The following is a 23,160-nucleotide window of genomic DNA, read 5'->3' on the forward strand; positions in this document are numbered from 1 at the left end:
CGGTCCAGACACCGGTCGAAACCGTCGGCCAGCACGGTCAGCACCTGCCGCGCGGGGAGCACATCGGCCGCCGGGTCCACGGCCAGCACACCGGGCCCGGTCAGCAGCACCAGCGCAAGCGCGAGATACCGCAACTCGCCGTCGCCGAGGCGCTCCACGGGCATCGCGCCGAGCTCCCCCTGCTCGACCAGGGCCCGCACCACCCCGTCCGCGCGCCCCTCCGTGACCAGCCCCTCGACCGGCCCGGCGCACCCCGCCCGGACCGCCGCGACCAGCGCGGCGTGCCGCGTACCGCACTCTCGGCTGGTCCGCCGCAGCACCGCCGCGAGGTTCTCGCAGCCGCCGCGCAGCCGTCCGTCCCTCGGCGGCGCCGGCGCCCGCATCCGGTCCGGCCGCGGATCGCAGGGGAAGACCGAGCGCAGCGCGATGACCACTTGCTCGGCGGCGGCGAGCGCGAGCCGCTGCCCCTCCGTCGTGCCCGCGACCCGCAGCGGCAGCAGCGAGGTCGCCAGCCGGTCGTCGGGCAGCGGGGCGCGGGTCACCGCGACCGCGCCCGCCGTGTGCCAGGCGGCCTGGACACAGCGCCGCCCAGGGTCGCGCAGCGCCGTCTCCAGCAGGGTCTCCCCCGCCCCTGTCATCCGCTCGCCCACGATGCGCAGTTCGGGCTCGGCCTGTACGGCGACATCGACCCGTACGGGCCCGACCGGGCCGTCCACGGTGCAGCCGATGCGGAAGCCGCGCCGCCCCTGCCGGTCCGGCCGCGCCCGGCGCGGGATGTACGCGGCCGGATCGCGGAACACCTCCGCGAGCCGGGCGCCGCCCGCGAGCCGTGCGAGCGCCGCGTACGCCTCCAGCACCCCGGACTTGCCGCTGCCGCTCGGACCGGAGATCAAGGTCAGCGGTCCCAGCCGAAACGCGGCACGGCGGTGGCTCTTGAAGGCCGACAGCCTCAACTCGGAGACCACGGGCCGCAGTTCGGTCCTTGCGGGCAGCAGCCCGGATGCGCTCATGCTCCGGAACATATCTCTGGCACATACCGCCGAACCGTTACTCCTTCCGTATCTTCCTACCATCGGGGGATAGCCGCGGTGGCTGATGATGACCGAGGGACAGCGGATGTTCAGCGCTCGAGGGATTGAGGACGGTACGGGGGCCCATGGCTGACAGCACGTTCTGGATCGCGGCCCTCACCGGCGGCACCGCCGTCCTGGCCAGCTGGGTCACCAGCCGCGGCAACACCCGGGCCGCCCGGATCCAGGCGGACACCGCGGCGCTCGCCCAGCGCGCGGAGCGGCTGCGCGACAGCAGGCGGCTGGGAGGTCGACGCCGTCCGGCGCACCGGCGAGGCCGGGCGCCGCGCCGTCCTCCTGGACGAGCTGGCCGAGCGCGAACGCGACGAGTACGGCAAGATGCGCCGCTGTGTGCGCGTGGTCGAGCTGGAGGGCCCGGCCGCCGCGGCCACCGCCGCGAACGCGCTGCAGAAGGCCACCGGCCCGTTCCATCGCGCCCTGGGCGCGATGCGCTCCGGCGAGCCGGAGGCGGGGCAGCGCTTTCACGCCGCGTTCAGCCCGTTCTGGCAGGCCCTCACGGACTTCGTGGACGCCGCGAAGACGGCCCTCCAGGAGGTCTAGCGGGGTGTCCTGACGAGCCGTAGTGGAGAGTCCTGACGAGGCGTAGCCGGGCGTTCTGACGAGGCGTATGGGTGTGTTGTCAGGAAGCGGACGGGCCGGCCGGGAACGCGCCCGCGAGAAGCCGCCGGACACGCCAATTTTGTCAATTACATGTCAGTCCGGCCCACTTCACGGCCCGCCCGCACCCTGGCCCCCGAAACTCGGACGGTGGCCGTCGGCCCGGGGTTCGAGGGGCACCATCAGCACGGATGCTGAGACGCGGATCGCTTCCCTAAACCCTTTGGCGGAGCCGCCCTCACCCCCCAGGCCGATTTCCACGAGGACACGTGGTGCCGCCCGAACGGCTGTCCTAGCGTGCCCTCTTACTGGAACCTTAACTCCCTAAGGAGCGTCATGTTCGGGCGAATAGGACGGTTCTCCGTCAACCGTCCATGGCTGATCGTCGCGATGTGGGTCATCGCGGCGGTCGGCCTGGCCATCCTTGCCCCACCGCTGAAGTCCAGCACCGACCAAGCCGACTTCCTGCCCTCGCACTACGAATCGGTGCGGGTGTCCAAGCTCCAGGAGCACGCGTTCCCGCAGCAGGAGAGCGCGGCCGCCATCCTGGTCTACCAGCGGCCGGACGGGGGCAAGCTCTCCGAGGCCGACAAGGCCGCCGTCATCAAGGCGACCAAGGGGTTCCAGGACAAGAAGTACAAGACCTTCAAGTCCGTGGTGACCACGCCCGAGGCCGTCTCCAAGGACGGCAAGATGGCGCTGGCCAACATCTACTCGACCAAGAAGGACCTCTACGACGAGGGCACCCAGCAGTCGATCAAGGATCTGCGCGCGGACCGCGACAAGCTGCTGAAGGGCACCTCGCTGAAGGTCGATGTGACCGGCCCCGCGGCCTCGGGGCTCGACGCCACCGAGTCCGAGGGTGACACCGACGCCATGATCATGATGGCCACCCTGGTCCTGATCATCGTGCTGCTCGGCGCCATCTTCCGCAGTCCGCTCATCGCGCTGATGCCCGTGCTGATGATCCTGGTCATGTTCATCATGGCCCAGGGTCTGATCGCCACCGCCAGCGACTGGTTCGGGCTCGAGGCCGACAGCGGAGTGTCCGCGATCCTGATCGTGGTGCTGTTCGGCGTCGGCACGGACTACATGCTGTTCCTCCTGTTCCGCTATCGCGAACACCTCCGCCAGGGCCAGGAGCCCAAGGAGGCCCTGGTCAACGCGGTCTCCCGGGTCGGCGAGACCATCGCGTCGGCGGCCGGCGCGGTCATCGTGGCGTTCCTCGCCCTGACGCTGTCGACGATGGGCAGCATGCGCGCCATGGGGCCCTCGCTGGCCATCTCCGTCGCGGTGACCCTGGTGGCGGCCCTCACCCTGGTGCCCGCGGTGTTCTCGCTGCTGGGAACGAAGGCGTTCTGGCCGTCCAAGGCGTGGAAGCAGGCGCCCCGCAACCGGCTCGCCAACGGCACCGGCTCCCTGGTCTCGCGCCGTCCCGGCCTGATCGCCACGGTGTCCGCCTGTGTGCTGGCGGCCCTCGCGGTGGGCGCGTTCGGCTTCAAGGCAGAGTTCGACACCGACAGCTCGCTGCCGAAGGACCTGGAGTCCGTCCAGGCCATGGCGGAGCTGCAGAAGAGCTTCTCGGCCGGTGAGTCCGACCCGAGCCTGGTGTACGTCCAGTCCAAGGGCGGCGCCAAGCTGGACGCCGCGGCGCTCACCGGGTTCCGGAAGAAGCTGGAGGGAGTCGAGGGCGTCGGCGAGGTCTCCCCCGCCGTGCCCAATCCCAAGGGTGACGTGGCCCAGTTCAGCGTCGTGCTGAAGTACCGGCCCGCCTCCGAGAAGGCCATCTCGCTGGTGGCCGGGGAGCTGCGGGACACCGCGCACGAATCCGCGCCGCAGGGCAGCGAGGCCCTGGTGGGCGGGACGACCGCGGTGCTGGGCGACATCGAGGACGCGGTCAACCACGACTACCGGCTGGTGTTCCCGGTCGCGGGCGTGGCCATCATGCTGATCCTCGGCCTGCTGCTGCGCAGCGTGGTGGCGCCGCTGTACCTGATGCTCGCCGTGGGCCTCGGCTTCGCCGCGACCCTGGGCTCGACGGTCTGGCTGTTCCAGGACATCAGGGGCGAGAACGGCCTGCTCTTCATGCTGCCGATCGTGGTCTACCTGTTCGTGGTGGCGATCGGCACGGACTACAACATCCTGATGGTGGCCCGATTGCGGGAGGAGGTCGGGAAGGGCAAGTCCCCGGCCGAGGCGGCCCGGCTCGCGGTGGCCCAGTCGGCGCCGACGATCGGTTCGGCCGCCATCATCCTGGCGGGCACCTTCGGTGTGCTGATGCTGGCCAGCAACACCATGCTCCAGCAGATGGGCTTCGCCGTCGCCTTCGGCATCCTGCTCACCGCGTTCATCATGGCGCTGCTGCTGGTGCCGACGGTGACCGCGATGCTCGGCTCCAAGGCGTGGTGGCCCAACCACCGCTTCGACTCCCCTCACGCCTCCGGTGCCTCCGGCCCGGGGCGGGCCGAGGAGCCCGACACCGCGGAGACCGTACGGGTGTGATCCGCGGCTTACGCGGCCGCCGAAACGCCGCGGTGGCCCTTCGCGGCATCGTCGCGGAGGGCCACCGGTGGGGGGACGGGGGCTCGGGCGGATCAGGGGCCGACCGGCCAGAACAGCTCGGCCGGGGCCCCGCCGCCATGGCCCGTCGCATGGGCGTCGAACAGGTCCCGGAAGTCCGCGTCCGGCGGCCAGAGCATGGAGTGCTGCGAGCGGTAGCACTCGATCGCCTCGTACTTGGCGGACCAGGAGGCTTCCCCCGCGGTCTCGGCCATCGGGTCCAGCAGGGCGCGGCCCTCGGGAAGCGGGGGGATGTCACTGCCCCGCAGCCCGTAGGGCAGGTCCTCCCAGCACCGCACCGGGACCTTCCCGGCCAGCGCGGTGACCACCGCGTCACGGGTGCGCCGGTGGTCGATGTGGTTACCGACCGCCGCGCTGGTCAGGACCTGCTCGGGCTGGATCCGCTCGGCCAGTTCGGCCACGGCGGCCGCGAGCAGGTCGCAGAGCCGGGGTTCGGCGGCCTCGCTGCCCTGCACCATCGGCCCGTCGACGTCGATGAGCCAGGTGCCGTCGGGCCGCCGCCGGTAGACCGCGTCGAGGAACTCGCCGTGGAGCGGGGTGGCGCCCAGCCGGGCCAGGGCCTTGCGGTCCTCCTCCCGCCGGTGCTCCATCGGCTCGGTCTCCAGGCCCCAGGTGTAGTGGAAGTACTCGGCGATGGGTGAGTACGGCAGCGGCGGGATGCCCGCGAACAGGGTGAGGACCGTGACCTCGGCGCCTGCGGAGGCCAGGTGGTGGATCCGGCTGCCGGCGGACAGCACGGCGTCGTCCAGGTGCGGGGAGACGACGAGGATGTGGGAGGGCATCAGGACAGGGACCGTTCGTCATCGGTGGTGGACGGTTCGTATCCGGCGGTGGGCTCCAGCGCCCCGGTGGTACGGGGGACCTGCTGACGGGCGCCGTCGGCGGTCTCCATCTCCCCGGTCTCGCCCTGGGCCATGGCGGCGGCGATGGCCGACGCGGAGCCGGGGCGGTTCTTCTGCACCCAGCCGGGGATGTTGCGCTGTTTGAGGGACCCCTCGGAGATGACGAGCGCGCCCGGGGGCACGTCCTCGGCGATCAGCGCGCGGGCGCCCGAGTAGACCCCGTCGCCGATGGTGACCGGTGCGATGAGCCCGTTCTGGCCGCCGATGCGGACGTTGCGGCCCACGACGCAGCGGTACTTCTTGCGGCCGTCGTAGTTGGCGAAGCCGGACAGGCCGCCGATGTTGCTCCCCTCGCCGATGTCCGCGTCACCGATGTACGACAGATGCGGGACCTTGGCCCCGGCGCCGAGCGTGGAGTTCTTGATCTCCACGAACGTGCCCACCTTGGCGCCCTTGTCGAGCCGGGTGTCGGGGCGCACATACGCGTACGGACCGACCTGCGCCGACGAGCCCAGGGCCGCCTGGTCCAGCACCGAGCTGGTGACCTCGGCACCGGCCCCGAGCCGGGACTTGAACACGGTCGAGTAGGCCCGCACCCGGGCGGCCGCGCCGAGGTCCGAGGCGGTCACGGTGGACCGCTCCACCAGCGCCCCCTCGCCCACGGCGGAGTCCCGCACCTCGGTGTCCGGGCCGATCACCGCGCCGGACGCCACCGAACTTGCGCCGAGGACACGGGAGTTGGGCAGCACCACCGCCCCGGTGGCCAGCCTGGCGCCGACGTCGATCCAGGTCGTCCCCGGGTCGGCGATGTCGACCCCGGCCGCCAGCCACCAGCGGTTGATCCGGTCGCGCAGAACGGCCCGCACCCGGGCCAGCTGGACCTGGTCGTTGGCGCCCAGGATGTCGTCCGGGTCCTCCGCGACCGTGATGCCGACGCGCAGGTCGTGCGCGGTGAAGTGGTCGAGCACGGTGGCCAGGTACTCACCGGTGGTGCGCCCGCTCGCCAGCAGGTCGTCGAAGGCGGCGCGCAGGGCGGTGGCGTCGAACGCGTAGACCCCGGCGCCCACTTCGCGCAGCCGGCCGCCGGCGGGACTTTCGCCGGGCTCGCGGCGGTCGCCCCGGTCCGGTGGCAGCAGGGCCTGGTACTCGCCCACCTCGGACCGCAGCACCAGGCTGTAGCCGACCGAGTCCGGCAGGTGGCCGGACAGCAGGGTCATGGCATTGCCCGCCTTCTCGTGCTCGGCCACCAGCCGGGCCAGGGTGTCGCCGGTGAGCAGTGGCGCGTCCCCGCAAGCGACCAGGATGGTCCCGGTGAAGTCCGGGAACCGGTGCACGGCGGCGAGCAGGGCGTGGCCGTAGCCGCCCTGGTGCTCCTGGACGGCGGTCTCCGGTGCGGGCGCGGCGTCGGCGAAATGGGCGGCGAGGTACGCCTCGACGTCCGCGCGCTGGTGTCCGGTGACCACGACCGTGCGCCGCGGCGCGAGTTCGGCCACGGCGTCGAGGACATGGCCGAGCATGGCCCGGCCGCCGACCTCGCGCAGCACCTTCTGGGGGCCGGGTCCCATGCGCTCCCCGTTCCCCGCGGCGAGCACCACGGCGGCCAGCTCCCGGGCGTGCTCCTCCCGGGCCCGCCGTTCCGGGTCGCCCCCCGGCCCGGAACGCAATCCACTTCTACTATCGAGTATCTTCTGGGAAATCATCTCAATCAGCCCCTCCTGAGGTGGATCAAGCCGCCCGGACTGCATTTCGGACAGCGTGACGCAGGTCTCAGACAAGGGCGAAGCAGACAGGCCCGCAAGGGATGCCCAGGACCCTTGGCAGGAAGCTGACTGCATGCTCGACCGCTCTGCCCGGCCTTCCTAGCATCGAATTCACCACATGACGTCAACCGGCCATCTGAGGCGTCCGGATGGCGGAAGAGGAGTTATCCGTGAGCGTCTCTCGTCCGGGCCTTCCGGAGGGAATTCCGGAGAATGCGCGACCGCTGCACATCGCGATGTTCAACATCCCGGCGGACGGTCATGTGAATCCGAATCTCGGGCTCTGCGCGGAATTGGTCAAGCGGGGCCACCGGGTCAGCTTCTCCATCGACGAGGGGCACGCCGAGGCGGTACGGGCCACCGGAGCGGAGCCGGTCCTCTACACGACGACCTTCCCGGACGCGAGCCGCGGTGAGCGGTTCCCCATCACCGATGTGGTCGCGATGTCCTCGCTCTTCCTGCGGGAGGCGGTCGCGGTGCTGCCGCAGCAGCTCGCCGCGTTCGAGGACGACCGCCCCGACCTGGTCCTCTACGACTATGCCGCGCTGTCGGCCCAGATCCTGGCCAAGCGCTGGGGCGTCCCGGCGGTGCGGCTCTCCCCGACCAGGGTGTCCAGCAACACCTACGAGCGGGACCTGGCGCCGTTCTACGCCACGGTGGCGGACGACCCGGCGTGGCTGGCCTACCGTAAGGAGTTCCAGCACTTCCTGGACGAGGGCGGGATGGACCTGACCATCGAGGAGTTCCTCTACGTCGGCTGGGCCGACCACTATGTGGTCACCATCCCGCGGGCGTTCCAGGCCGACGCGGACGAACTCGGCGACGCCTACACCTTCGTGGGCCCCGTGGTGCGCGGCCAGGACCACCGGGCTCCCTGGAAGCCGCCCACGGACGGCCGTCCGGTACTGCTGATCGCCTTCGGCTCGATCGCGCCCGAGGTGCCCGAGGTGCAGCGGATCTTCTTCGAGTGCGCGGAGGCGTTCGCCGACGGGCCGTGGCATGTGGTGATGTCGATCGGCAGGCATCTGGACCCGGCGGACTTCGGGCCGCTGCCCGCGCACATCGAGGTCATCCCCGATGTGCCGCAGCTCCAGGTGCTGGCCGAGGCGGCGGTGTTCATCACCCACGCGGGTATGGGTTCCACCATGGAGGCGATCCAGCACGGCGTTCCCATGGTGGCCGTACCCATGGGGTTCGACCAGATGGAGAACGCCCGGTTGATCGACGGGCTGGGCATCGGCGTGCGGACGCCCTTCGAAGGCGTCACCGGCGAGGAGCTGCGGGAGGCGGTGGAGCAGGTGTCCGCCGACCCCGAGGTGGCCCGGCGGCTGGCGGAGCTGCGCGCCGAGGTCCTCGCGGAGGGCGGCGCCGCCGCGGCGGCCGACGCGATCGAGGGCGTGCCGCGGCGCGCACGGGCCTGACCCGTGTCCGCATCGGGGACGGCCGCCGGGGCAGGGCCGGCGCGGGAGGTGCGCCGGGCCGCCCTGGCCGCCTTCGTCTGGGCGGTGGTCTTCACCGCGATGCACGGGTACTGGTTCGCCGGGGGCCGGTTCGGGCTCGGCGACGCGCCCGAGGTGGTGCCGGAGGCCACCAGCACCAGCGACCGGATTCAGGGCGCGGTCATCACCGGCATGTTCGCGGTGGGCATCGTGCTGCCGCTGGCGCTGACCCGGCCGTGGGGGCGGCGGCTCCCCCGGTGGGCGGCGCTGTTCTGCCTGTGGACCGGCGCCGCGCTGGTGGCGGTGCGCGGGGGCGCCGGGCTGCTGGACACGGCGCTGCGCGGCACCGGCCTGGCGCGGAACGGCCTGACCGGCCTGACGTACGAGCAGATCACCGGCGACGCGCACCCGTCGGCGTACACCATCTGGTCCGGGGTCTGTATCGACGCCTACTTCGTGCTCGGCGGGATCCTGTACGGCCTGACCGCCCTGCGGCTGGGCCGGAGGGCCCGGCCCGGGCGGCAGGTCACGGCAGAGTGACCACCAGCGCGGCGTGCGCGAGCCCCGCGCCGAACCCCGCCAGCAGGGCCAGTCCCCCCGAGGGCAGCGCCCCGCGGTCCCTGAGGGCCTCCATGGCGAGCGGGACGGACGCGGCGGAGGTGTTGCCCGCGGAGGTGATGTCGTCGGCGACCACGACATGCGGCGGCAGGTCCAGGGCCTTGGCCACCGCCTCGGTGATGCGCAGGTTCGCCTGGTGCGGAACGAAGGCGGACAGCTGGTCCGCCGTGACCCCCGCCTGTCTCAGGGCGGCGGCGGCCGTGCGCGGCACCTCCCTGATCGCCCAGCGGAACACCTCGGATCCGGCCATCCGCATGTACGGCCAGGGCCGGTCCGCGTCGCGGGCGGCGGTCCAGGGCTCCTGGTGGGCGATGAGGCCGTGCTGCGCTCCGTCCGATCCCCAGGCCACGGAGTGGATCCCGGGTTCGGCGGCCGGGCCGACCAGCACCGCGCCCGCGCCGTCCGCGAAGAGGAAGGCGGCCCCCCGGTCGTACGGGTCAACGATGTCGGTCATCCGCTCGGAGCCGATCACCAGCACCCGGCGGGAGGTGCCCGCGCGGATGAGCCCGTCCGCCACGGCGAGGGCGTAGCAGAAGCCCGCGCAGGCGACGTGCACATCGAAGGCGGCGGCGGACCGCGCGCCGAGGGCCGCGGCCACCTGGGGTGCCGCCGCCGGGGACTGGTACAGGTAGGACATCGAGGCGAGCAGCACGGTGTCCACGTCGGCGGGGGCCACGCCCGCGTCGGCCAGGGCCTTGCCCCCGGCGTGCGCGGCCATGGTGATCACCGTCTCGTCGGGCCCGGCATAGCGCCGGCTGACGATGCCCGACCGGCGCCGTATCCAGGTGTCGGAGGAGTCCAGGCGCGCGCACAGCTCCTCGTTGGGCACGGTGCGGGCGGGACGGTAGCCGCCGAGGCCCAGGATGCGCGCGCCCTCCCCGCCCTGACGTCCGGTCATGCCGGGCCTCCGCCGACCCGTACCAGGGTGCCGTCCACGTAGCTCTGGCGGCAGGTGCTCCGGCGTACCTTGCCGCTCGTGGTCTTGGGCAGGGTGCCGCGGCGGATGACGACGACGTCCTCGGCCTCGAGCCGGTGGTCGCTGCGCACCCGCTCGCGCACGGCGCTGACCAGCACGTCGTGGCCGGCCGTGCGCAGCGCCCGGCCGTCCGCCTCGATCACCACCACCAGAGCCTCCCGGTCGCCCCGGTCCACCGCGAAGGCCGCCGCGGAGGCGGGGCGCAGCGCGGGGTGGCTGCGCTCGGCGGAGTACTCCAGGTCCTGCGGGTAGTGGTTGCGGCCCTTGACCACGAGGAGGTCCTTGAGCCGTCCGGTGATGTAGAGCTCGCCGTCGCGGACGAAGCCGATGTCGCCGGTGCGCAGGTACGCCCCGGTGTCGGCGTCGTCGGCGATCCGGGCCCGGAAGGTCTCCTCGCTCTCCCGCTCACGGCCCGCATAACCGGCCGCCACGCAGGGGCCGGTGGCCCAGATCTCGCCCACCCGGTCGGGGTCGGCCGCGCGGCGGGTGGCGGGGTCCACGACGCGCACGCGGGTGTCGCCGATGGTGCGGCCGCAGCTGACCACGGGGATCGCGTCGGCGTCCGTGGTCTCCGTGACCCGTCCCTGGCCGAGGTCGGTGGGCGACAGGGTGAGGGCGCGCGGGAGTTCGCCGGGGCCGCTGCCGCTGATCTTGAGGGTGTGTTCGGCGAGTCCGTAGCCCGGCGAGACCGCCTGTGGGTCCAGGCCGTAGGGGGTGAACGCCTCGGTGAACGCCCGGATGGTGTGGAGCCGGACGGGCTCGGCGCCGTTGATGGCCGCCCGCCAGGCGGAGAGGTCGGTGCCCGGCGCGGGGCGTGCCTCTCGTACGCACAGGTCGTAGGCGAAGTTGGGGGCGGCGGCGTGGGTGCCGCCGAACCGGGAGAGGGCCTCCAGCCAGCGGGCCGGGCGGCGTACGAACGCCTCGGGGCCCATGAGGTAGGAGGGGATCCCGGCCCACAGCGGCAGGACGACGCCGAACAGCAGCCCCATGTCGTGGAAGAGCGGGAGCCAGGAGACCACGGTGCCGCCCTTGGTCGGCCACAGGGCGTCGGTCTCGGCGGCGTTGTGCCAGAAGTTGCGGTGGGTGACCATCACGCCCTTGGGCGTGCCGGTGGAGCCGGAGGTGTACTGGAGCAGCGCCACGTCGTCGAGTCCGGCGGCGGACAGGGGCTCCCCGGCCGGCGCCGTCTCGGGCCATGCGTCGGTGGCCAGCAGTTCCAGGCCGCGCAGATCGGGGGCGTCGGGGAAGTCGGCCAGCAGCCGGTCGCGGGTCTCGGCGGTGGTGAGGACCAGAGTGGTGCCCGAGTCGTCGGCCACGGAGCGCAGCCGGCGCAGCGCCTGGCCGTTCCTGGGCACCTGCACGGGCGCTCCCATGACCCCGGCGGCGGCGCATCCGAGCCAGGCGCGGACGAATTCGAGGCCGGTGGGGTACAGCAGTACGGCGCTGCGGCCGCGGCTGTCCCGGCGGCGGAGTTCGGCCGCGCGGACCAGGGCCTGGCGCAGGAGTTCCGCGTAGGTGACCCGGTCATCCGGGTCCTCGCCGTTGCGGAGATAACAGTAGGCGAGGTCGTCCGGGTTCTCGGCGGCGCGCCGGGCGAGCAGGGCCGGCAGGGACATCAGCTTTTCGGGGTCATGGCCGACAGAAGTCATGTCCATCCTTTTCAGCGGTGGATGGCTCCTGTATAGCCAGGGGCACCGGGCCCCTCAAGGCCGATATCACCATGCTGCCAATATCACGGAATACCGCTCGGTAACAATTCCTGACGGCCATTCAATGACGTATCAGTTCCGCCCGCCGCCACGTGAAATAAGGAAAAGGACTTTCAGGCCGATCACTCCGGAGATCACCAGCAGGTGATAGCCGAGCAATTGGAAGAGTCCTATTCCGGGAACGACCACCGGACCGCCGTCGATACTGAGCAGGATCACCGACATGACCCCGCTCGTGGCGGCGATGAAGGTCAGCAGGATCTCATGCACCAGCGACCTGATGTACGTACGGTCGCGGGCGTTGGCGAAGAGCCGCACCCCGACGCCGAGGCGGCCCTGCTCGAGCGCGCTGGTGACCCGGTCCAGCCGCCGCGGCAGTCTGCGCAGCAGCTCCCACGCCGCCATCACATCGGTCGGGCTGATCAGCTGGCCCAGCGGTTCGCCGCCGGCGTGGGCGAAACCCCCGCCCGCGAAGGTCCGGGCCTCCTCCACCATGACGAAGCCCGGGGCGATGAGCATCAGGGTGCCCTCGAGGGTGCCCAGGGCCCGGAAGACGGCCGCGACCTCGGGCGGGATGGTCAGCCCGTGCCGCTGGACCAGCCGGAAGAGGTCGGTGAAGATCTGCACGCTGGGGGTGGAGCCGGGGGCGAAATAGCGCGACAGGAAGCGGCCGAGCTCCCGTTGGAGCCGCTGTTCGTCGATCTCCTCGGGCCGGGTGACCACTTCCAGCAGCGCGTCGCACAGGGCGGCCGGATCCTGGCTGTTGAGCGCGAAGAGCAGGGACCGCAGACCGGAGCGGACCTGGGCGTCGACCCGGCCGACCGAGCCGAAGTCGATCACGCCGATGGCGCCGTCGTCCAGCAGCAGGATGTTCCCGGGGTGGGGGTCGGCGTGGAAGGTGCCGTCGGTCATCACCTGGTGGAACATGTTGACCATCACCTTCCTGGCCAGCGCCAGGCGTTCCTCCGCGGTGCCCTTCAGGACCGCGGCGGCCGAGCCGATGGGAGTGCCGGAGAGCCGCTCCATGACCAGCATCTGCTCGCCCGACCACTCCTCGTACACCCTCGGCAGCCGGATGCCGGTGCCCTCCGAGCGCCGGCTCCAGGCCGCGCTCACGGTGGCGAGGTTGGCCGCCTCGATGCGGAAGTCCAGCTCCTCGCGGATCGAGGTGGCGAACCCGTCGGCCAGGTCCACCACCCCCAGCGCGCGGGCCCAGCCGGCCCGCCGCTCCAGCGTCCTGGCGAACCGCAGGATGATCTGGAGGTCGCATTCGGCGACCTCCCGGACCCCCGGGCGGCGCACCTTGACCACGACCTCCTCGCCCGAGTGCAGCCGGGCCGCGTGGACCTGCGCGATGGACGCCGCCGCCAGCGGCTCGTGGTCGAAGTGGGCGAACGCCTCCTCCAGCGGCATGCCCAGCTCCCGCTCCAGGGCCTCCCCCACCACCTGCCAGGGCTCCGGGGAGACCTGGTGGTGCAGCCGCCCCAGCTCGGCGATGAACGCGGGCGGGAGCAGATCCCGGCGGGTGGACAGCACCTGGCCGAGCTTCACGAAGGTGGCGCCGCCCTCCTCCAGCGCCAGCCGCAGCGGCCTGGCCATCCGGCTGGACCCTGGCCCCCGGCCCACGGTGGGGACCGCGCCGTACCGGCCGGGGCGCAGCCCGTGCCGCATCGCGATGGACACGATGTGCCAGTAGCGGCGGGTGCGGGCCACCCGGGACCGCACCGACCGCACCCAGCCGCGCGGCCCGCCCAACGTGCCGCTGGGCGCGACCACTTCGAGGACGGCCAGGAAGCCGGTGGTCACCACCAGCGTGGAGCCGAACTGCACCCCGGTGAGGATGCCGCGCTGCTCCGGCCGCTGCATCAGCAGGCTGAAGACGGCCAGGCCGACCACGCTGACCAGCCCGGCCAGCAGGGACCGCACGATCCCGATGCGCAGGCCCAGCAGCCTCCGGGCGCTGAACACGAAGGCCATGATGAACGCGCTCATCACCAGGAGGGCCAGGAGGAACTGGGCCAGCTTCATCACTGCGCGGGGTCCTTGGGGGTCAGCGTGCGGCGGCCCGGTGGTAGGCGCGGGCGGCCAGCGGGGCCACCACGATCAGCAGGGTGCACAGGATCGCGGTGCCCGCGGCCAGCGGATGCTGGGCCGGCAGGGCGTCGCTCACCACCGTGGAGGGGTTTCCCCACAGGTCCCGGCAGGCGCTCACCACGGAGCTGATGGGGTTCCACTCACCGATGATCTGCATCCAGCGCGGCAGCCCGTCCAGCGGTACGAAGGAGTTGGAGAGCAGCGCGAACGGCAGGACCATCAGCGAGGAGATGGTGTTCACCGCCTCCGGGCTGCGCACCACCAGGCCGATCAGCGCGCCGATCCAGCACATGGTGAAGCCGAGGAGGAGCAGCAGGCCGAAGCCCGCGGCGGTCTTCACCACGCCGTGGTGCGCCTTCCAGCCGATCAGCAGGCCGACCACCGCCATGACCAGGCAGCTGAGCGCCGTCATCGCCATGTCCGAGACGGTCCGGCCGAGCAGCACCGCGTAGCGGGACATCGGCAGCGAACGGAAGCGGTCCACCAGACCGTTCTTGAGGTCGTCCGCGACACCGGCGGCGCTGGTGCCCACCGCGGAGAACATCACCTGGGTGAAGATGCCCGCCATAATGTACTCGCGGTAGTTCCCGCCGGGCACCGACATCGCGCTGCCGAAGAGATAGCCGAAGATCAGCACCATCACGACGGGCGCGATGGTCACCCCGATCAGCTTCTCGGGCACGCGGGCGATGTGCTTCATATGACGCCCGGCCAGGATCCAAGTGTCGGTTGCCAGTTCCTTCATGCTGCCGTCTTCCCCTCGTCCTCGTCGGACTCCCCGGCGCTGCTGCGCCCGGTCAGCGCGAGGAACACGTCGTCCATGGACGGCCTGCGCATGGCGAAGTCCGTCACCTCGATTCCCTTGCCGCGCAGCGCGGTCGCCGCCTCGGCGATGGAGTCGATGCCGGAGCCCACCGGCACCGACACGCTGCGGCCCTGGTCCCCGACCACGGGCTCGCCGACCGCGACGCGCTCCAGCAGCCCGGTGACCTCCGGGACCGTGGCCGGGTCGGCGAGGCTGACCTCGAGGCGCTCCCCGCCGACCTTGCGCTTGAGCTCGTCGGGGGTGCCGTCGGCGATGAGCATGCCCTTGTCGATGACCGCGATGCGGTCGGCGAGCTGGTCCGCCTCCTCCAGGTACTGGGTGGTGAGCAGGACGGTGACGCCCGCGTCGACCTGTTCGCGGACCATGGACCACAGGGTCATCCGGCTGGTGAGGTCCAGTCCGGTGGTCGGCTCGTCCAGGAAGAGCACGCCCGGGTCGGCCAGCAGGCTGGCGGCCAGGTCCAGCCGGCGCCGCATACCGCCCGAGTAGGTCTTGGTCTCCCGGTCGGCGGCGCCGGTGAGGTCGAAGCGCTCCAGCAGTTCCTCCGCCCGCCGCTTGGCGTTCGCGCGGCCGAGGCGGTAGAGCCTGCCGATGAGGACGAGGTTCTCCCGGCCGGTCAGCCGCTCGTCCACGGCCGCGTACTGTCCGGCCAGGCCGATGCGCCGGCGGACGTCCGGGGGCGCCTTGACGATGTCGTGGCCGGCCACCATCGCCCGGCCGCCGTCGGGCGGCAGGAGGGTGGCCAGGATCCGTACGGTGGTGGTCTTCCCGGCTCCGTTCGGTCCGAGGAGGCCGAGCACGGACCCGGCGGGCACCGTGAGGTCGACGCCCTTCAGCACCTCGTTGTCGCCGTACCGTTTGCTCAGGCCCTCGGCCTCGATCGCCACGTCCATGTTCTCTCCTGGAAAGGTCGCCGGTGTGTGCGTGATCGGGGCGGCGCCGTCATCGGTCGATGCCCGCGAGACCGCGGGCGTTGCGGCGGCCGGTTCCCCGGGAGACGGCGAGCGGGTCCCAGCGCTCGTCGCGCTCGGGCAGCAGGTCCGCGTCGCCCAGCACGGCACCGTCGTGCACCTCGTGGATCAGCCGGCGGCCGACGATGGCGGAGGCGCAGGCGATGCCGCCGACGGCGACACCGGTGATGCCGCTGCCGTAGCGGGTGTTGGCGCCCACCACGTGCAGCCCCTCGACCTGGGTGCGGGTGTCGGGGCGCGCGCCGACGCCGCCCCAGTCCGCCAGGCCGAAGGGGGTGCCCCCGGTGGACAGGGTGTAGCGCTCATGGGTCAGCGGGGTGGCCGCCTCGAGGTGGGTGATGTGGTCCCGGAAGGGGCCGATCGCCCGCTCGGCGGCGGTCAGCATGGCCTCGGTGAACTCTTCCTTGCTCTTCCGGTAGGCGCCGTCGCGGCGGTAGCGGGTGCCGTCGGCGGGCCCGGTGGTCACCCCCCAGCGGTCGTACTCGGGCGGGCAGAGCGTCATCACCTGGAAGTTGCTGTGGCCCGGCGGGCACACGGTGCGCCCCCCGGGGTCCTTCTGGGAGGCGAAGGACAGGAAGAGGAAGGAGACCGGGTCGATGTCGCCCTCGGCGAGCCGCCGGTAGTAGGTGTCGATGTCGTCGTCCGCGTACCACCACAGATTGGCGTTGCGGCGCTCGGGCAGCGGCCGGTCCAGGGCGACGTACAGCGTGGCGAACGGCAGCCCCATGGCCGCCTCGCGGGTCTTGGTCACCAGCTTGGCGGGGAAGTGCTCGGCGCCCACCAGGTCGAGCACGGTGCGGCGGTAGTCGGCGTTGGAGACCACCAGCGGGGCGGAGAAGCTGCGCCCGTCGGCCAGTCCCACCCCGGTGACCTTGCCGCCGTCGACGAGGATGCGGGTCACATGCGCGCGGGTGAGCAGGGCCCCGCCGTGCGCCTCCAGGGACTCCACCAGGCCCGCGGCCAGCATCTGGCCGCCGCCCTCGGGGTAGTAGGCGCCGCGCACGTAGTGGTCGGTGACGGTCGCGTGCATCGAGACGGTCGCCTGGTCGGGCCCTATGCCGTAGTTGGGCGACTGGGCGGCCAGCACGGTCCTGGCCCGCGCCGAGAGACCACAGTGGTCGAAGAGCCTGGACAGCGGATGGCGGCCCCACTTGAGGGTGACGGGCGTGCGCACGACGAGGTCGGCGACGGTCAGCTCCTCCCCGGACAGCAGGGCCGAGCGCATCTCGGCGCCCAGGGCCTCGCAGATGTCGAGGAAGGTGTCCAGGCCCTCGGCGTCCTCCGGCAGCGTCTCCTTCAGGCGCCGCCGGTAGCGGTCCCAGCCGGCGGGCATGAACATCGAGGTGCTCGGCAGCACGATCTCGTCGAAGCCGTCCTGGTCCATCTCGCGGTAGGTGATCCGCTTGTCCAGGCCGAGGCCGCCGAGGATCGCGGGCAGCACCCCGCCGGGGCCGCAGTCGCCGAGGTAGTGGACGCCGACGTCGAACTCGTAGGCGCGGCGGCGGCGGAACACATGGCTGTTGCCGCCCGCGACGTCATGCTGCTCGAGCACCAGGACCCGCCGTCCGGTCACCGCCAGATAGGCGGCGCAGACCAGGCCGCCGATGCCGGAGCCGACGACTATCGCATCCCAATCATCGCGGTTCGTCATGCTGGGGATCCCATCTCTGTCTCAATCGCCGTAACCGTCGCAGCAATCGGGGCCGCGGTCCCGGGCCGTGACCGGAAGCTGCCACCCACACCTTTCGCCCGTACCAGGCCGTGGAGCCGGTGGGTCCGCTTCCGTTCGCTCGCCTTCGCCTGCGCCTTCATCGCAGCCGCAGCAGTGCGCAGGCGACGGCCCCGTCACGGTCCACCGAGGTGATCACCGCGACCTTGCCGGAGGCGTCCGGGGCGTCCTCGGCGGTGGCGAGGACCGCGACCACCTGGAAGGCCGCCGCGGCCGCCGAGGTGTCCCCGATTGGCTCGGGGTGCGGCACCCAGCGGGGCTCCACCGCGCCGAACAGCGCCTCCAGCACCCCCCGTTCGGCCACTCCGGCGGTCCCGGCGGGGGCGGAGGGCGAGACGGCCCACACCTCGGCCGGGGTCACCCCGGAGCGCCGCAGCGCCCGCTCCACGCACCGGGTCAGCGCGGGGGCCGGCCCGTCCGGGCCGGCCACCCCGGACTCCACCAGCACCACTTCGGCCAGGCCCGCCGCCGCGTCCGGCGCGTCGGCGGGGACCAGCCGCAGCACCGCGCAGCCCTCGCCGAGCACCACGGCGTCGGCCCGCTCGTCCTCGCCCCGGGTGTGGTGCTCCAGCCAGGCGCGGGCGGCCGAGTGCTCCTCCACCGCGCCGACCAGCACACTGCCCGCCCGGCCCGAGGTCAGCAGCCGCCGTCCGTAGTGCAGCGCCTGGAGCCCGGAGGCGCGGCCCGCGGCCACGGTGGCGTTGGGCCCGCGCAGCCCGTACCGGATGGCGCACTGCCCCGAGGCGCAGTTCATCACCGTGTTGGGGAACTGCGAGGGGTCGACGTAGAAGGGCTTCTCCTGCAGGAAGGTGTCGCGGGTGTGGTCCATGATGGACTGCGCGCTGCCGGTGTTGGTGCCGAGCACCAGCGCCACGTCGTCCCCGCCCGAGGCGGGGCCCGGATCGCCGTCCGTGACCTCCCGCAGCAGCCGGTCCACGGCCGTGACGGCCAGTCCGGTCACCCGGTCCATGGACCGGGTTCCCTTGCGTCCCAGCACCTCGCGGATGACGAAGCCCGGCACCAGGCAGGCTCGTTCACCGGGGCCCGACCACTCGGCCGGGTCGAGTTCCACCGCCGTGCTCCGCCCGGACCGCAGCCCCTCGACGAAGGCGTGGCGCCCGATCCCGTACGGCGACACCGCCGACCAGCCCGAGATCACGGGACCGCGCACCGCGGCAACCATGGCCGTCACAACCGATCCACTCCTTGGGGAATCCACGCGGGTCCCGGCGGCCGCGCCCCGGGAGCCCGCTCACAGATAGAAGACCGCGCGGTAGCCGGGCCAGCGGGCCGCCATGGCCCCGGCCGGTACCGTGCGTACGCCGGGCAGCAGACCGGACGTCGCGTCCGGGCCGTACGCCCGCAGGTCCTGCTCCTCGATCCACACACCGACCCCGGCCGCCAGCAGCACGTCCAGGCCCTCGCCCGGGGTGTTGACCTGGGTCAGCTCTCGCTTCCCCAGGCGCGGTACGGGCGTCCGGGCGGCCCGGACGGCGTAGCCGACCGCCGGGCCGCGCAGCAGGACGTCCAGGCCGCCCAGGTGGCGGTGGAACAGATAGGCGCAGTAGAGGCCGTCGGAGAACTGGGTCTCCACCGCCCCCCGGTAGGCGCGCTCCACGATGGCCAGCGCGCGCCGCTGCTCCTCCGCCACGGTCACATCACCCCCAGGTAGAGCGTCTTGTTCGCGGCGGCCACATGCTCGGCGAACCGCGCCGGGGCCCGTACCGGGACCTCCGGGATGTGGTCCACCGCGCCGCGGTCGTCGCTGCAGAAGCGGCAGGCGTACCAGCGCAGTCGGCCGGGGAAGGCGGTGAGCATCTCCCGCACCAGCAGGCTCGTGGACGGGTAGTCCACCGACCATGCGGCGAGGTTGCGGGGTTTGCTGTCGCCCAGCCCCCGCTGGGTGAGCATGGTGGCGTAGCCGCACGCCCAGATCTGCACCGTGGCCCCGTCCTCCAGCATGGCCTGCGCCAGCCGCAGCACGCTGGTGAGCAGGTCGTTCTCGTACGGCGCGCCCATGACCGTCAGCAGCACGTCCGAGCGGGGAACCGTCGTGGTCCTGGCCATCTCAGTGCCACACCACCCGGACGCCGGGGGCGAGCACGCGGGCGGATACCTCCGGCATGCCCACCACCCGTGCCTCGGGGATCAGCCGGTCCGCGGGCAGGCCGCGCTGGGCGAGGGAGAAGTCGTCCACCCACACCTCGCCGCCGGCCTCCGCCAGGGCCCGCACCTCCGCCGAGTCCTCCTCCGGCTCGCACACGGCGGCGGTGACGGCGTCCTGCACCAGCACCAGCTGCACCGGGTGGCCGGAGAGGGCCAGGGTGCGGGCGTCCCGGACGAACGCGCCACAGGCGGCGCCCGCCCAGGGGCCACGGCTCTCGATGAGCAGATGAGGGGGGTTGGGAATCGGTGGGTCTTCTCGCGTCATGATGTCCATGCCTTCAGCCGACCGTCGTACCGTTCACGGCGTGGCCAGCATCGCCAGGGCCGGGGCGGTGTTCCAGGCGGGCGACATGATCCTGCCAGTGCTCCCGCCGGCCGTGGAGCACGAATTCGATCAGGTCGGCCGAGGTCACCGCGCCGTTGAGCTGCCGCATCCGCTTCCGCGTGGCGGCCGCCCGCGCCGCGATCCCGGGGTCGGAGGCGACGAAGGACACGGCGTCCCGCAGCCGCGCCGCGGTCGCCTTGTCCAGCGGGACGTGCCGCCCGAGCCCCAGGTCCACGACGCGCTCGGCGTTGATGTGCTGGTCGTTCACCTGCGGGACGGTGACCATGGGGACCCCGTGGTGCATGGCCTCGAGCACCGAGCCCATACCGCCATGGGTGATGAAGGCCGAGGCCCGCTCCAGCACCGCCAACTGGGGCACGGAGCGGTGCTGTTCGATATTGGGCGGCAGCGGGCCGAGCAGCGCGGGGTCGAGGGTGCCGGTGGCCAGCACCACATGCCAGGGCGTGCCGGTGAAGGCCGCCACCACCTCCCGGTAGAAGGCCGGCTGGCCGCTGCCCGCGGAGCCCAGGGCCACCAGCAGCACCGGCCGGTCGTCATCGGGGGCCCGCCACTCGCCCTGGTGCCCCCGGCCCCCGATGCAGGGGCCCACGAAGGCGTAGCGCCGGTCCACGGCGTCCCCGTCGATCTGGAACTCCCGGGGCATCGGCACCAGACAGCGTTCGGGGAGTCCGGTGTAGTCGTCGATGGACAGGGCGATACCGGCCTCGTCCAGGAACGTGCGGAATCCCCGGCGGTACTCCGACCAGCGCGGATCGTCGGCGAAGAACTCGTCGAACATCTCCTGGCGGGCCCGGCGCTCCTCCGGGCCCGCCGCGGACACATGGGTGGAGGCCAGGCAGATGACCGGGACCTGCCAGCGGTGGGCGAGCAGCCGGCCGGTGAGCGCGCCGAAGTCGTGCAGCACCAGGTCGGGCCGGTCCTCCTCGAACGCCCGCAGCTGGCCCGGGAGAATGGCGATCGCCTCGTCGAGCGCGAGGCGGGACATGGCGACCGGGTCGTCGGAGGGCCAGTCCTCGACCCGGTCGGAGGCGGGCAGCGTCGTCTCGTACGGCACCAGCGTGGCCCCGGCGGCCCGCACCTGCGGGCCGAACTCGGCGGGCACGGCATAGCTCACCCGGTGCCCGCGGCGCACCAGCTCGGCCACCGTGCCGAGCGTGGGGTTCACATGGCCGTGGGCCGGGATGTTGAAGAACGCGATATGGGCTGAACGTCTGTCACTCGGGTCCATGGCTGCTCCGGGTCAGTCTCTGGTGACGACGACGGGGAGCCGCGAGGCGCCGATCATGTCCGAGGTGTCGAGGAACTCGATGTCCGCGTCCGGCACCACCTGGATGGAGCGGTAGCGGTCCAGCAGCAGATTGAAGGCGATCCTGCTCTCCAGACGGGCGAGCGGGGCGCCGATGCAGTAGTGGATGCCCTGGCCGAAGCCGACGTGCCGGTTGTTCTCCCGGTGGATGTCGAACCGGTCGGGGTCCGGGAAGGCGTTCGCGTCGCGGTTGGCGGAGGAGACCCACACATGGACCAGCTCCCCGGCCGGGATGATCTCCCCGCCGAGCTCCACGTCCTCGGCCGTCATCCGCACGAAGTTGCTGAACGAGGGCCGGATGCGGACGACCTCCTCGATCGCCTGGGGCACCAGGGAGCGATCGGCGCGCACCTCGCGGTACAGCTCGGGGAAGCGGTCGAAGGTCAGGATGATGTTGCTGATCAGGGCCGCGGTGGTGGTGATCCCGCCCATCAGCAGGACGCCCGCGAAGCCCACGATCTCTTCGTCGTCCAGCGTCCGGCCGTCCATCTCGGCCTGGACGAGCGTGGTGATCAGGTCATCACGCGGCTCGGCGCGGCGCCTGCGGATCTGCTCGAACATATAGGTGTTGAGGGACTTCAGCCGCATCGCGGTCGCCCGGTGCCCCTCAACGCCCTGATTGCTGGCGTGCAGCAGATTGGCCCATTCCGCGAAGAGGTGGGCGTCCTCGTGGGGGGCGCCGAGGATATCGGCGATGACGGCCACGGGGAACGGGAAGGCGAAGTCCGCCGCGATGTCGAAGTGCTCCTTGTCGCCCACCGCGTCCAGCAGCCCGGTGGCGATCTTGACCAGCTTCGGCTCCAGGCCGGCTATGTAGCGGGCGCTGAACGCCTTGCTGACCAGCATCCGGAATTTCCGGTGCCGGGGCTCGTCCATCGCGGCGATGTTCCCCTTGAAGAAGACGTCGTAGTCCTCCTGGGGCGGCGTGATGTCGGACATGTCGTTCACGAAGACATCGGTGTCGGCCATGATGTGCGTGACATCCTCATGCCGGAACACCGACCACTGGAAGGTCTGCTCGTTGTAGCTGACCGGCTCTTCTCGCCGCATCTTCTCCAGCCAGGCGAAGAAGTGCGCGTTCGCTTCGGCGGCCTGTGGGGGACGCACGGCGTCACTGGTCGTCATCGCGTGTCTGCTCCTTATGAAGTTACTGGTCTACTGGGCCGCCGCACCGTGAGCGTCCGGTCCGGGGCCGTCGATTTCCTCGAGTTTCGCGGCCAGAATGCGGCCGATTTCCGCCAGCGGACCGGGCTTCATCAGGTCCGTGTGCTGCCGGTCGACTTCGCGCGTCTCGATCCGCCCGCCGACATACGGGCCCCAGGTGGCCGGGGTCGGGGAGATGTCGATCTTGTCGAGCGTGGCCACGACCAGCAGGATGTCCCCGCTGAACTTGTCCGGCAGATGGGTGTTGAACAGCTCGCTGTTGTTGGCGTAGATCCTGGTGATGGCCTCGATGTGGCGGCCCTCGAGGGTGGCCATGGCGCTGCCGAGGCGCTGCAGCACCTCGGTCACCCGCTCATGGGTGAGCGGTCCGTTTCCGAGGTAGCGGCGGTCGTAGCCGACCCACCGCAACAGGTCCGCCAGCACGTCCTGTTCGTCGATGGGCGGCATCTTCTGGTTCGGGTAGGTGTCCAGCACGCCCAGCAGGTCGGTCTCCTCGCCCAGCGCCTCCAGGCGGGCGGCCATGGCGTGGGCGATGACCCCGCCCGCCGAGTAGCCGACCAGCCGGTAGGGGCCGGAGGGCTGGACGGTGCGGATCTGCCGCACATAGTCGTCGGCCATCTCGGCGATGGTCGAGGGCAGTCGCTCACCGTCGTCGTCGAGGCCGCGCGCCTGGAGGCCGTAGACGGGGTACTCCTGGCCCAGGTGCTTGATCAGCCCGGAGTAGCACCAGCTGAGGCCGCCCGCCGGGTGGACGCAGAAGACCGGGGGGCGGGTGCCGTGCGGCCGCAGCGGCAGCAGCACGTCCAGCGGCTGTCCCCGGTCGTCGTCGTCCAGATGGACGGCGAGTTCGGCGGGGGTCGGGGCCTCGAAGAGGCTGCGGATGGTCAGTTCGACGCCGAACGTGGCGTGGATGCGCCCCAGCAGCCGGGTGGCCAGCAGCGACTGT

The 23,160-nt window shown here is 72.0% G+C and carries 18 protein-coding genes and 2 pseudogenes; 4 read left to right on the top strand and 16 right to left on the bottom strand.

The genetic code is table 11. The annotated features are described in order from the left end of the window. Positions 1-1,010 (bottom strand): ATP-binding protein (locus tag GWI24_RS17490; RefSeq protein ID WP_210946881.1); only part of this gene is annotated, 1,010 nt, incomplete at its 3' end. Positions 1,011-1,156: 146 nt separating this feature from the next. On the opposite strand from GWI24_RS17490, the pseudogene GWI24_RS17495 reads away from it, so the two are divergent. Next, positions 1,157-1,631: pseudogene (locus GWI24_RS17495) on the top strand (hypothetical protein). 393 nt (positions 1,632-2,024) lie between these two features. Continuing rightward, positions 2,025-4,190, top strand: coding sequence for an MMPL family transporter (locus GWI24_RS17500; protein ID WP_210946882.1), 2,166 nt, complete (start codon positions 2,025-2,027; stop codon positions 4,188-4,190). Positions 4,191-4,282: 92 nt separating this feature from the next. Here GWI24_RS17500 and GWI24_RS17505 read toward each other — a convergent pair whose 3' ends face one another. Beyond that, a complete protein-coding gene (locus GWI24_RS17505; protein ID WP_210946883.1) occupies positions 4,283-5,050 on the bottom strand; it encodes a PIG-L deacetylase family protein in 768 nt (255 codons plus the stop codon). Continuing rightward, positions 5,050-6,810, bottom strand: coding sequence for a bifunctional N-acetylglucosamine-1-phosphate uridyltransferase/glucosamine-1-phosphate acetyltransferase (locus GWI24_RS17510; RefSeq protein WP_210946884.1), 1,761 nt, complete (start codon positions 6,808-6,810; stop codon positions 5,050-5,052). Before GWI24_RS17510 ends, GWI24_RS17505 begins: the two co-directional genes overlap by 1 nt. 230 nt (positions 6,811-7,040) lie before the next feature. On the opposite strand from GWI24_RS17510, the gene GWI24_RS17515 reads away from it, so the two are divergent. Beyond that, the gene (locus tag GWI24_RS17515) at positions 7,041-8,291 is read left to right on the top strand and encodes a macrolide family glycosyltransferase (protein ID WP_210946885.1); all 1,251 of its coding nucleotides are present in this window, start codon (positions 7,041-7,043) and stop codon (positions 8,289-8,291) included. Positions 8,292-8,294: 3 nt separating this feature from the next. After that, complete coding sequence (locus GWI24_RS17520; RefSeq protein WP_210946886.1) at positions 8,295-8,849, top strand: DUF3995 domain-containing protein; 555 nt, start codon at positions 8,295-8,297, stop codon at positions 8,847-8,849. Here GWI24_RS17520 and GWI24_RS17525 read toward each other — a convergent pair. From GWI24_RS17525 to GWI24_RS17585, 13 genes and pseudogenes are all read right to left on the bottom strand, one after another. Further along, positions 8,836-9,825: a beta-ketoacyl-ACP synthase 3 gene (locus GWI24_RS17525; protein WP_210946887.1), complete on the bottom strand. Its 990-nt coding sequence runs from the start codon at positions 9,823-9,825 to the stop codon at positions 8,836-8,838. The genes GWI24_RS17520 and GWI24_RS17525 overlap by 14 nt on opposite strands. Beyond that, positions 9,822-11,552, bottom strand: coding sequence for a fatty acyl-AMP ligase (locus GWI24_RS17530; RefSeq protein WP_247616514.1), 1,731 nt, complete (start codon positions 11,550-11,552; stop codon positions 9,822-9,824). The genes GWI24_RS17525 and GWI24_RS17530 overlap by 4 nt, the downstream gene beginning before the upstream one ends. Before the next feature lie 132 nt (positions 11,553-11,684). Further along, a complete protein-coding gene (locus GWI24_RS17535) occupies positions 11,685-13,640 on the bottom strand; it encodes an AarF/ABC1/UbiB kinase family protein (protein ID WP_210946889.1) in 1,956 nt (651 codons plus the stop codon). A gap of 22 nt (positions 13,641-13,662) precedes the next feature. Next, positions 13,663-14,451, bottom strand: a complete 789-nt coding sequence (locus GWI24_RS17540; RefSeq protein WP_210946890.1) for an ABC transporter permease — start codon at positions 14,449-14,451, stop codon at positions 13,663-13,665. After that, a complete protein-coding gene (locus GWI24_RS17545) occupies positions 14,448-15,425 on the bottom strand; it encodes an ATP-binding cassette domain-containing protein (RefSeq protein ID WP_210946891.1) in 978 nt (325 codons plus the stop codon). Before GWI24_RS17545 ends, GWI24_RS17540 begins: the two co-directional genes overlap by 4 nt. A gap of 49 nt (positions 15,426-15,474) precedes the next feature. Next, a complete protein-coding gene (locus tag GWI24_RS17550) occupies positions 15,475-17,154 on the bottom strand; it encodes an NAD(P)/FAD-dependent oxidoreductase (protein WP_210946892.1) in 1,680 nt (559 codons plus the stop codon). A gap of 157 nt (positions 17,155-17,311) precedes the next feature. After that, a complete protein-coding gene (locus GWI24_RS17555) occupies positions 17,312-18,415 on the bottom strand; it encodes a beta-ketoacyl synthase N-terminal-like domain-containing protein (RefSeq protein ID WP_210946899.1) in 1,104 nt (367 codons plus the stop codon). A gap of 69 nt (positions 18,416-18,484) precedes the next feature. Continuing rightward, positions 18,485-18,883 (bottom strand): hypothetical protein, encoded by a 399-nt coding sequence (locus GWI24_RS17560; RefSeq protein WP_308343717.1) that lies wholly within the window; start codon positions 18,881-18,883, stop codon positions 18,485-18,487. A 2-nt stretch (positions 18,884-18,885) separates the two neighbouring features. After that, complete coding sequence (locus tag GWI24_RS17565; RefSeq protein WP_210946894.1) at positions 18,886-19,299, bottom strand: hypothetical protein; 414 nt, start codon at positions 19,297-19,299, stop codon at positions 18,886-18,888. A 1-nt stretch (position 19,300) separates the two neighbouring features. Beyond that, positions 19,301-19,663, bottom strand: a complete 363-nt coding sequence (locus tag GWI24_RS17570; RefSeq protein WP_210946895.1) for a DsrE family protein — start codon at positions 19,661-19,663, stop codon at positions 19,301-19,303. A 115-nt stretch (positions 19,664-19,778) separates the two neighbouring features. Continuing rightward, positions 19,779-20,972 (bottom strand): annotated as a pseudogene (locus GWI24_RS17575) (macrolide family glycosyltransferase); the annotation flags it as partial. A gap of 12 nt (positions 20,973-20,984) precedes the next feature. Then, complete coding sequence (locus GWI24_RS17580) at positions 20,985-22,175, bottom strand: cytochrome P450 (RefSeq protein ID WP_210946897.1); 1,191 nt, start codon at positions 22,173-22,175, stop codon at positions 20,985-20,987. A 30-nt stretch (positions 22,176-22,205) separates the two neighbouring features. Then, positions 22,206-23,160 (bottom strand): alpha/beta fold hydrolase (locus GWI24_RS17585; RefSeq protein WP_210946898.1); only part of this gene is annotated, 955 nt, incomplete at its 5' end.

The sequence above is a fragment of the Streptomyces sp. MK37H genome, from assembly GCF_018035285.1.
Classification (GTDB): domain Bacteria; phylum Actinomycetota; class Actinomycetes; order Streptomycetales; family Streptomycetaceae; genus Streptomyces; species Streptomyces endocoffeicus.

Excerpts from the sequence above, each read along its gene's own strand:
- GWI24_RS17500 (WP_210946882.1), top strand. The coding sequence starts at position 2,025 with ATGTTCGGGCGAATAGGACGGTTCTCCGTCAACCGTCCATGGCTGATC.
- GWI24_RS17505 (WP_210946883.1), bottom strand. The coding sequence starts at position 5,050 with ATGCCCTCCCACATCCTCGTCGTCTCCCCGCACCTGGACGACGCCGTG.
- GWI24_RS17510 (WP_210946884.1), bottom strand. The coding sequence starts at position 6,810 with ATGATTTCCCAGAAGATACTCGATAGTAGAAGTGGATTGCGTTCCGGG.
- GWI24_RS17525 (WP_210946887.1), bottom strand. The coding sequence starts at position 9,825 with ATGACCGGACGTCAGGGCGGGGAGGGCGCGCGCATCCTGGGCCTCGGC.
- GWI24_RS17530 (WP_247616514.1), bottom strand. The coding sequence starts at position 11,552 with ATGACTTCTGTCGGCCATGACCCCGAAAAGCTGATGTCCCTGCCGGCC.
- GWI24_RS17535 (WP_210946889.1), bottom strand. The coding sequence starts at position 13,640 with ATGAAGCTGGCCCAGTTCCTCCTGGCCCTCCTGGTGATGAGCGCGTTC.
- GWI24_RS17540 (WP_210946890.1), bottom strand. The coding sequence starts at position 14,451 with ATGAAGGAACTGGCAACCGACACTTGGATCCTGGCCGGGCGTCATATG.
- GWI24_RS17545 (WP_210946891.1), bottom strand. The coding sequence starts at position 15,425 with ATGGACGTGGCGATCGAGGCCGAGGGCCTGAGCAAACGGTACGGCGAC.
- GWI24_RS17550 (WP_210946892.1), bottom strand. The coding sequence starts at position 17,154 with ATGACGAACCGCGATGATTGGGATGCGATAGTCGTCGGCTCCGGCATC.
- GWI24_RS17555 (WP_210946899.1), bottom strand. The coding sequence starts at position 18,415 with ATGGTTGCCGCGGTGCGCGGTCCCGTGATCTCGGGCTGGTCGGCGGTG.
- GWI24_RS17565 (WP_210946894.1), bottom strand. The coding sequence starts at position 19,299 with ATGGCCAGGACCACGACGGTTCCCCGCTCGGACGTGCTGCTGACGGTC.
- GWI24_RS17570 (WP_210946895.1), bottom strand. The coding sequence starts at position 19,663 with ATGACGCGAGAAGACCCACCGATTCCCAACCCCCCTCATCTGCTCATC.
- GWI24_RS17580 (WP_210946897.1), bottom strand. The coding sequence starts at position 22,175 with ATGACGACCAGTGACGCCGTGCGTCCCCCACAGGCCGCCGAAGCGAAC.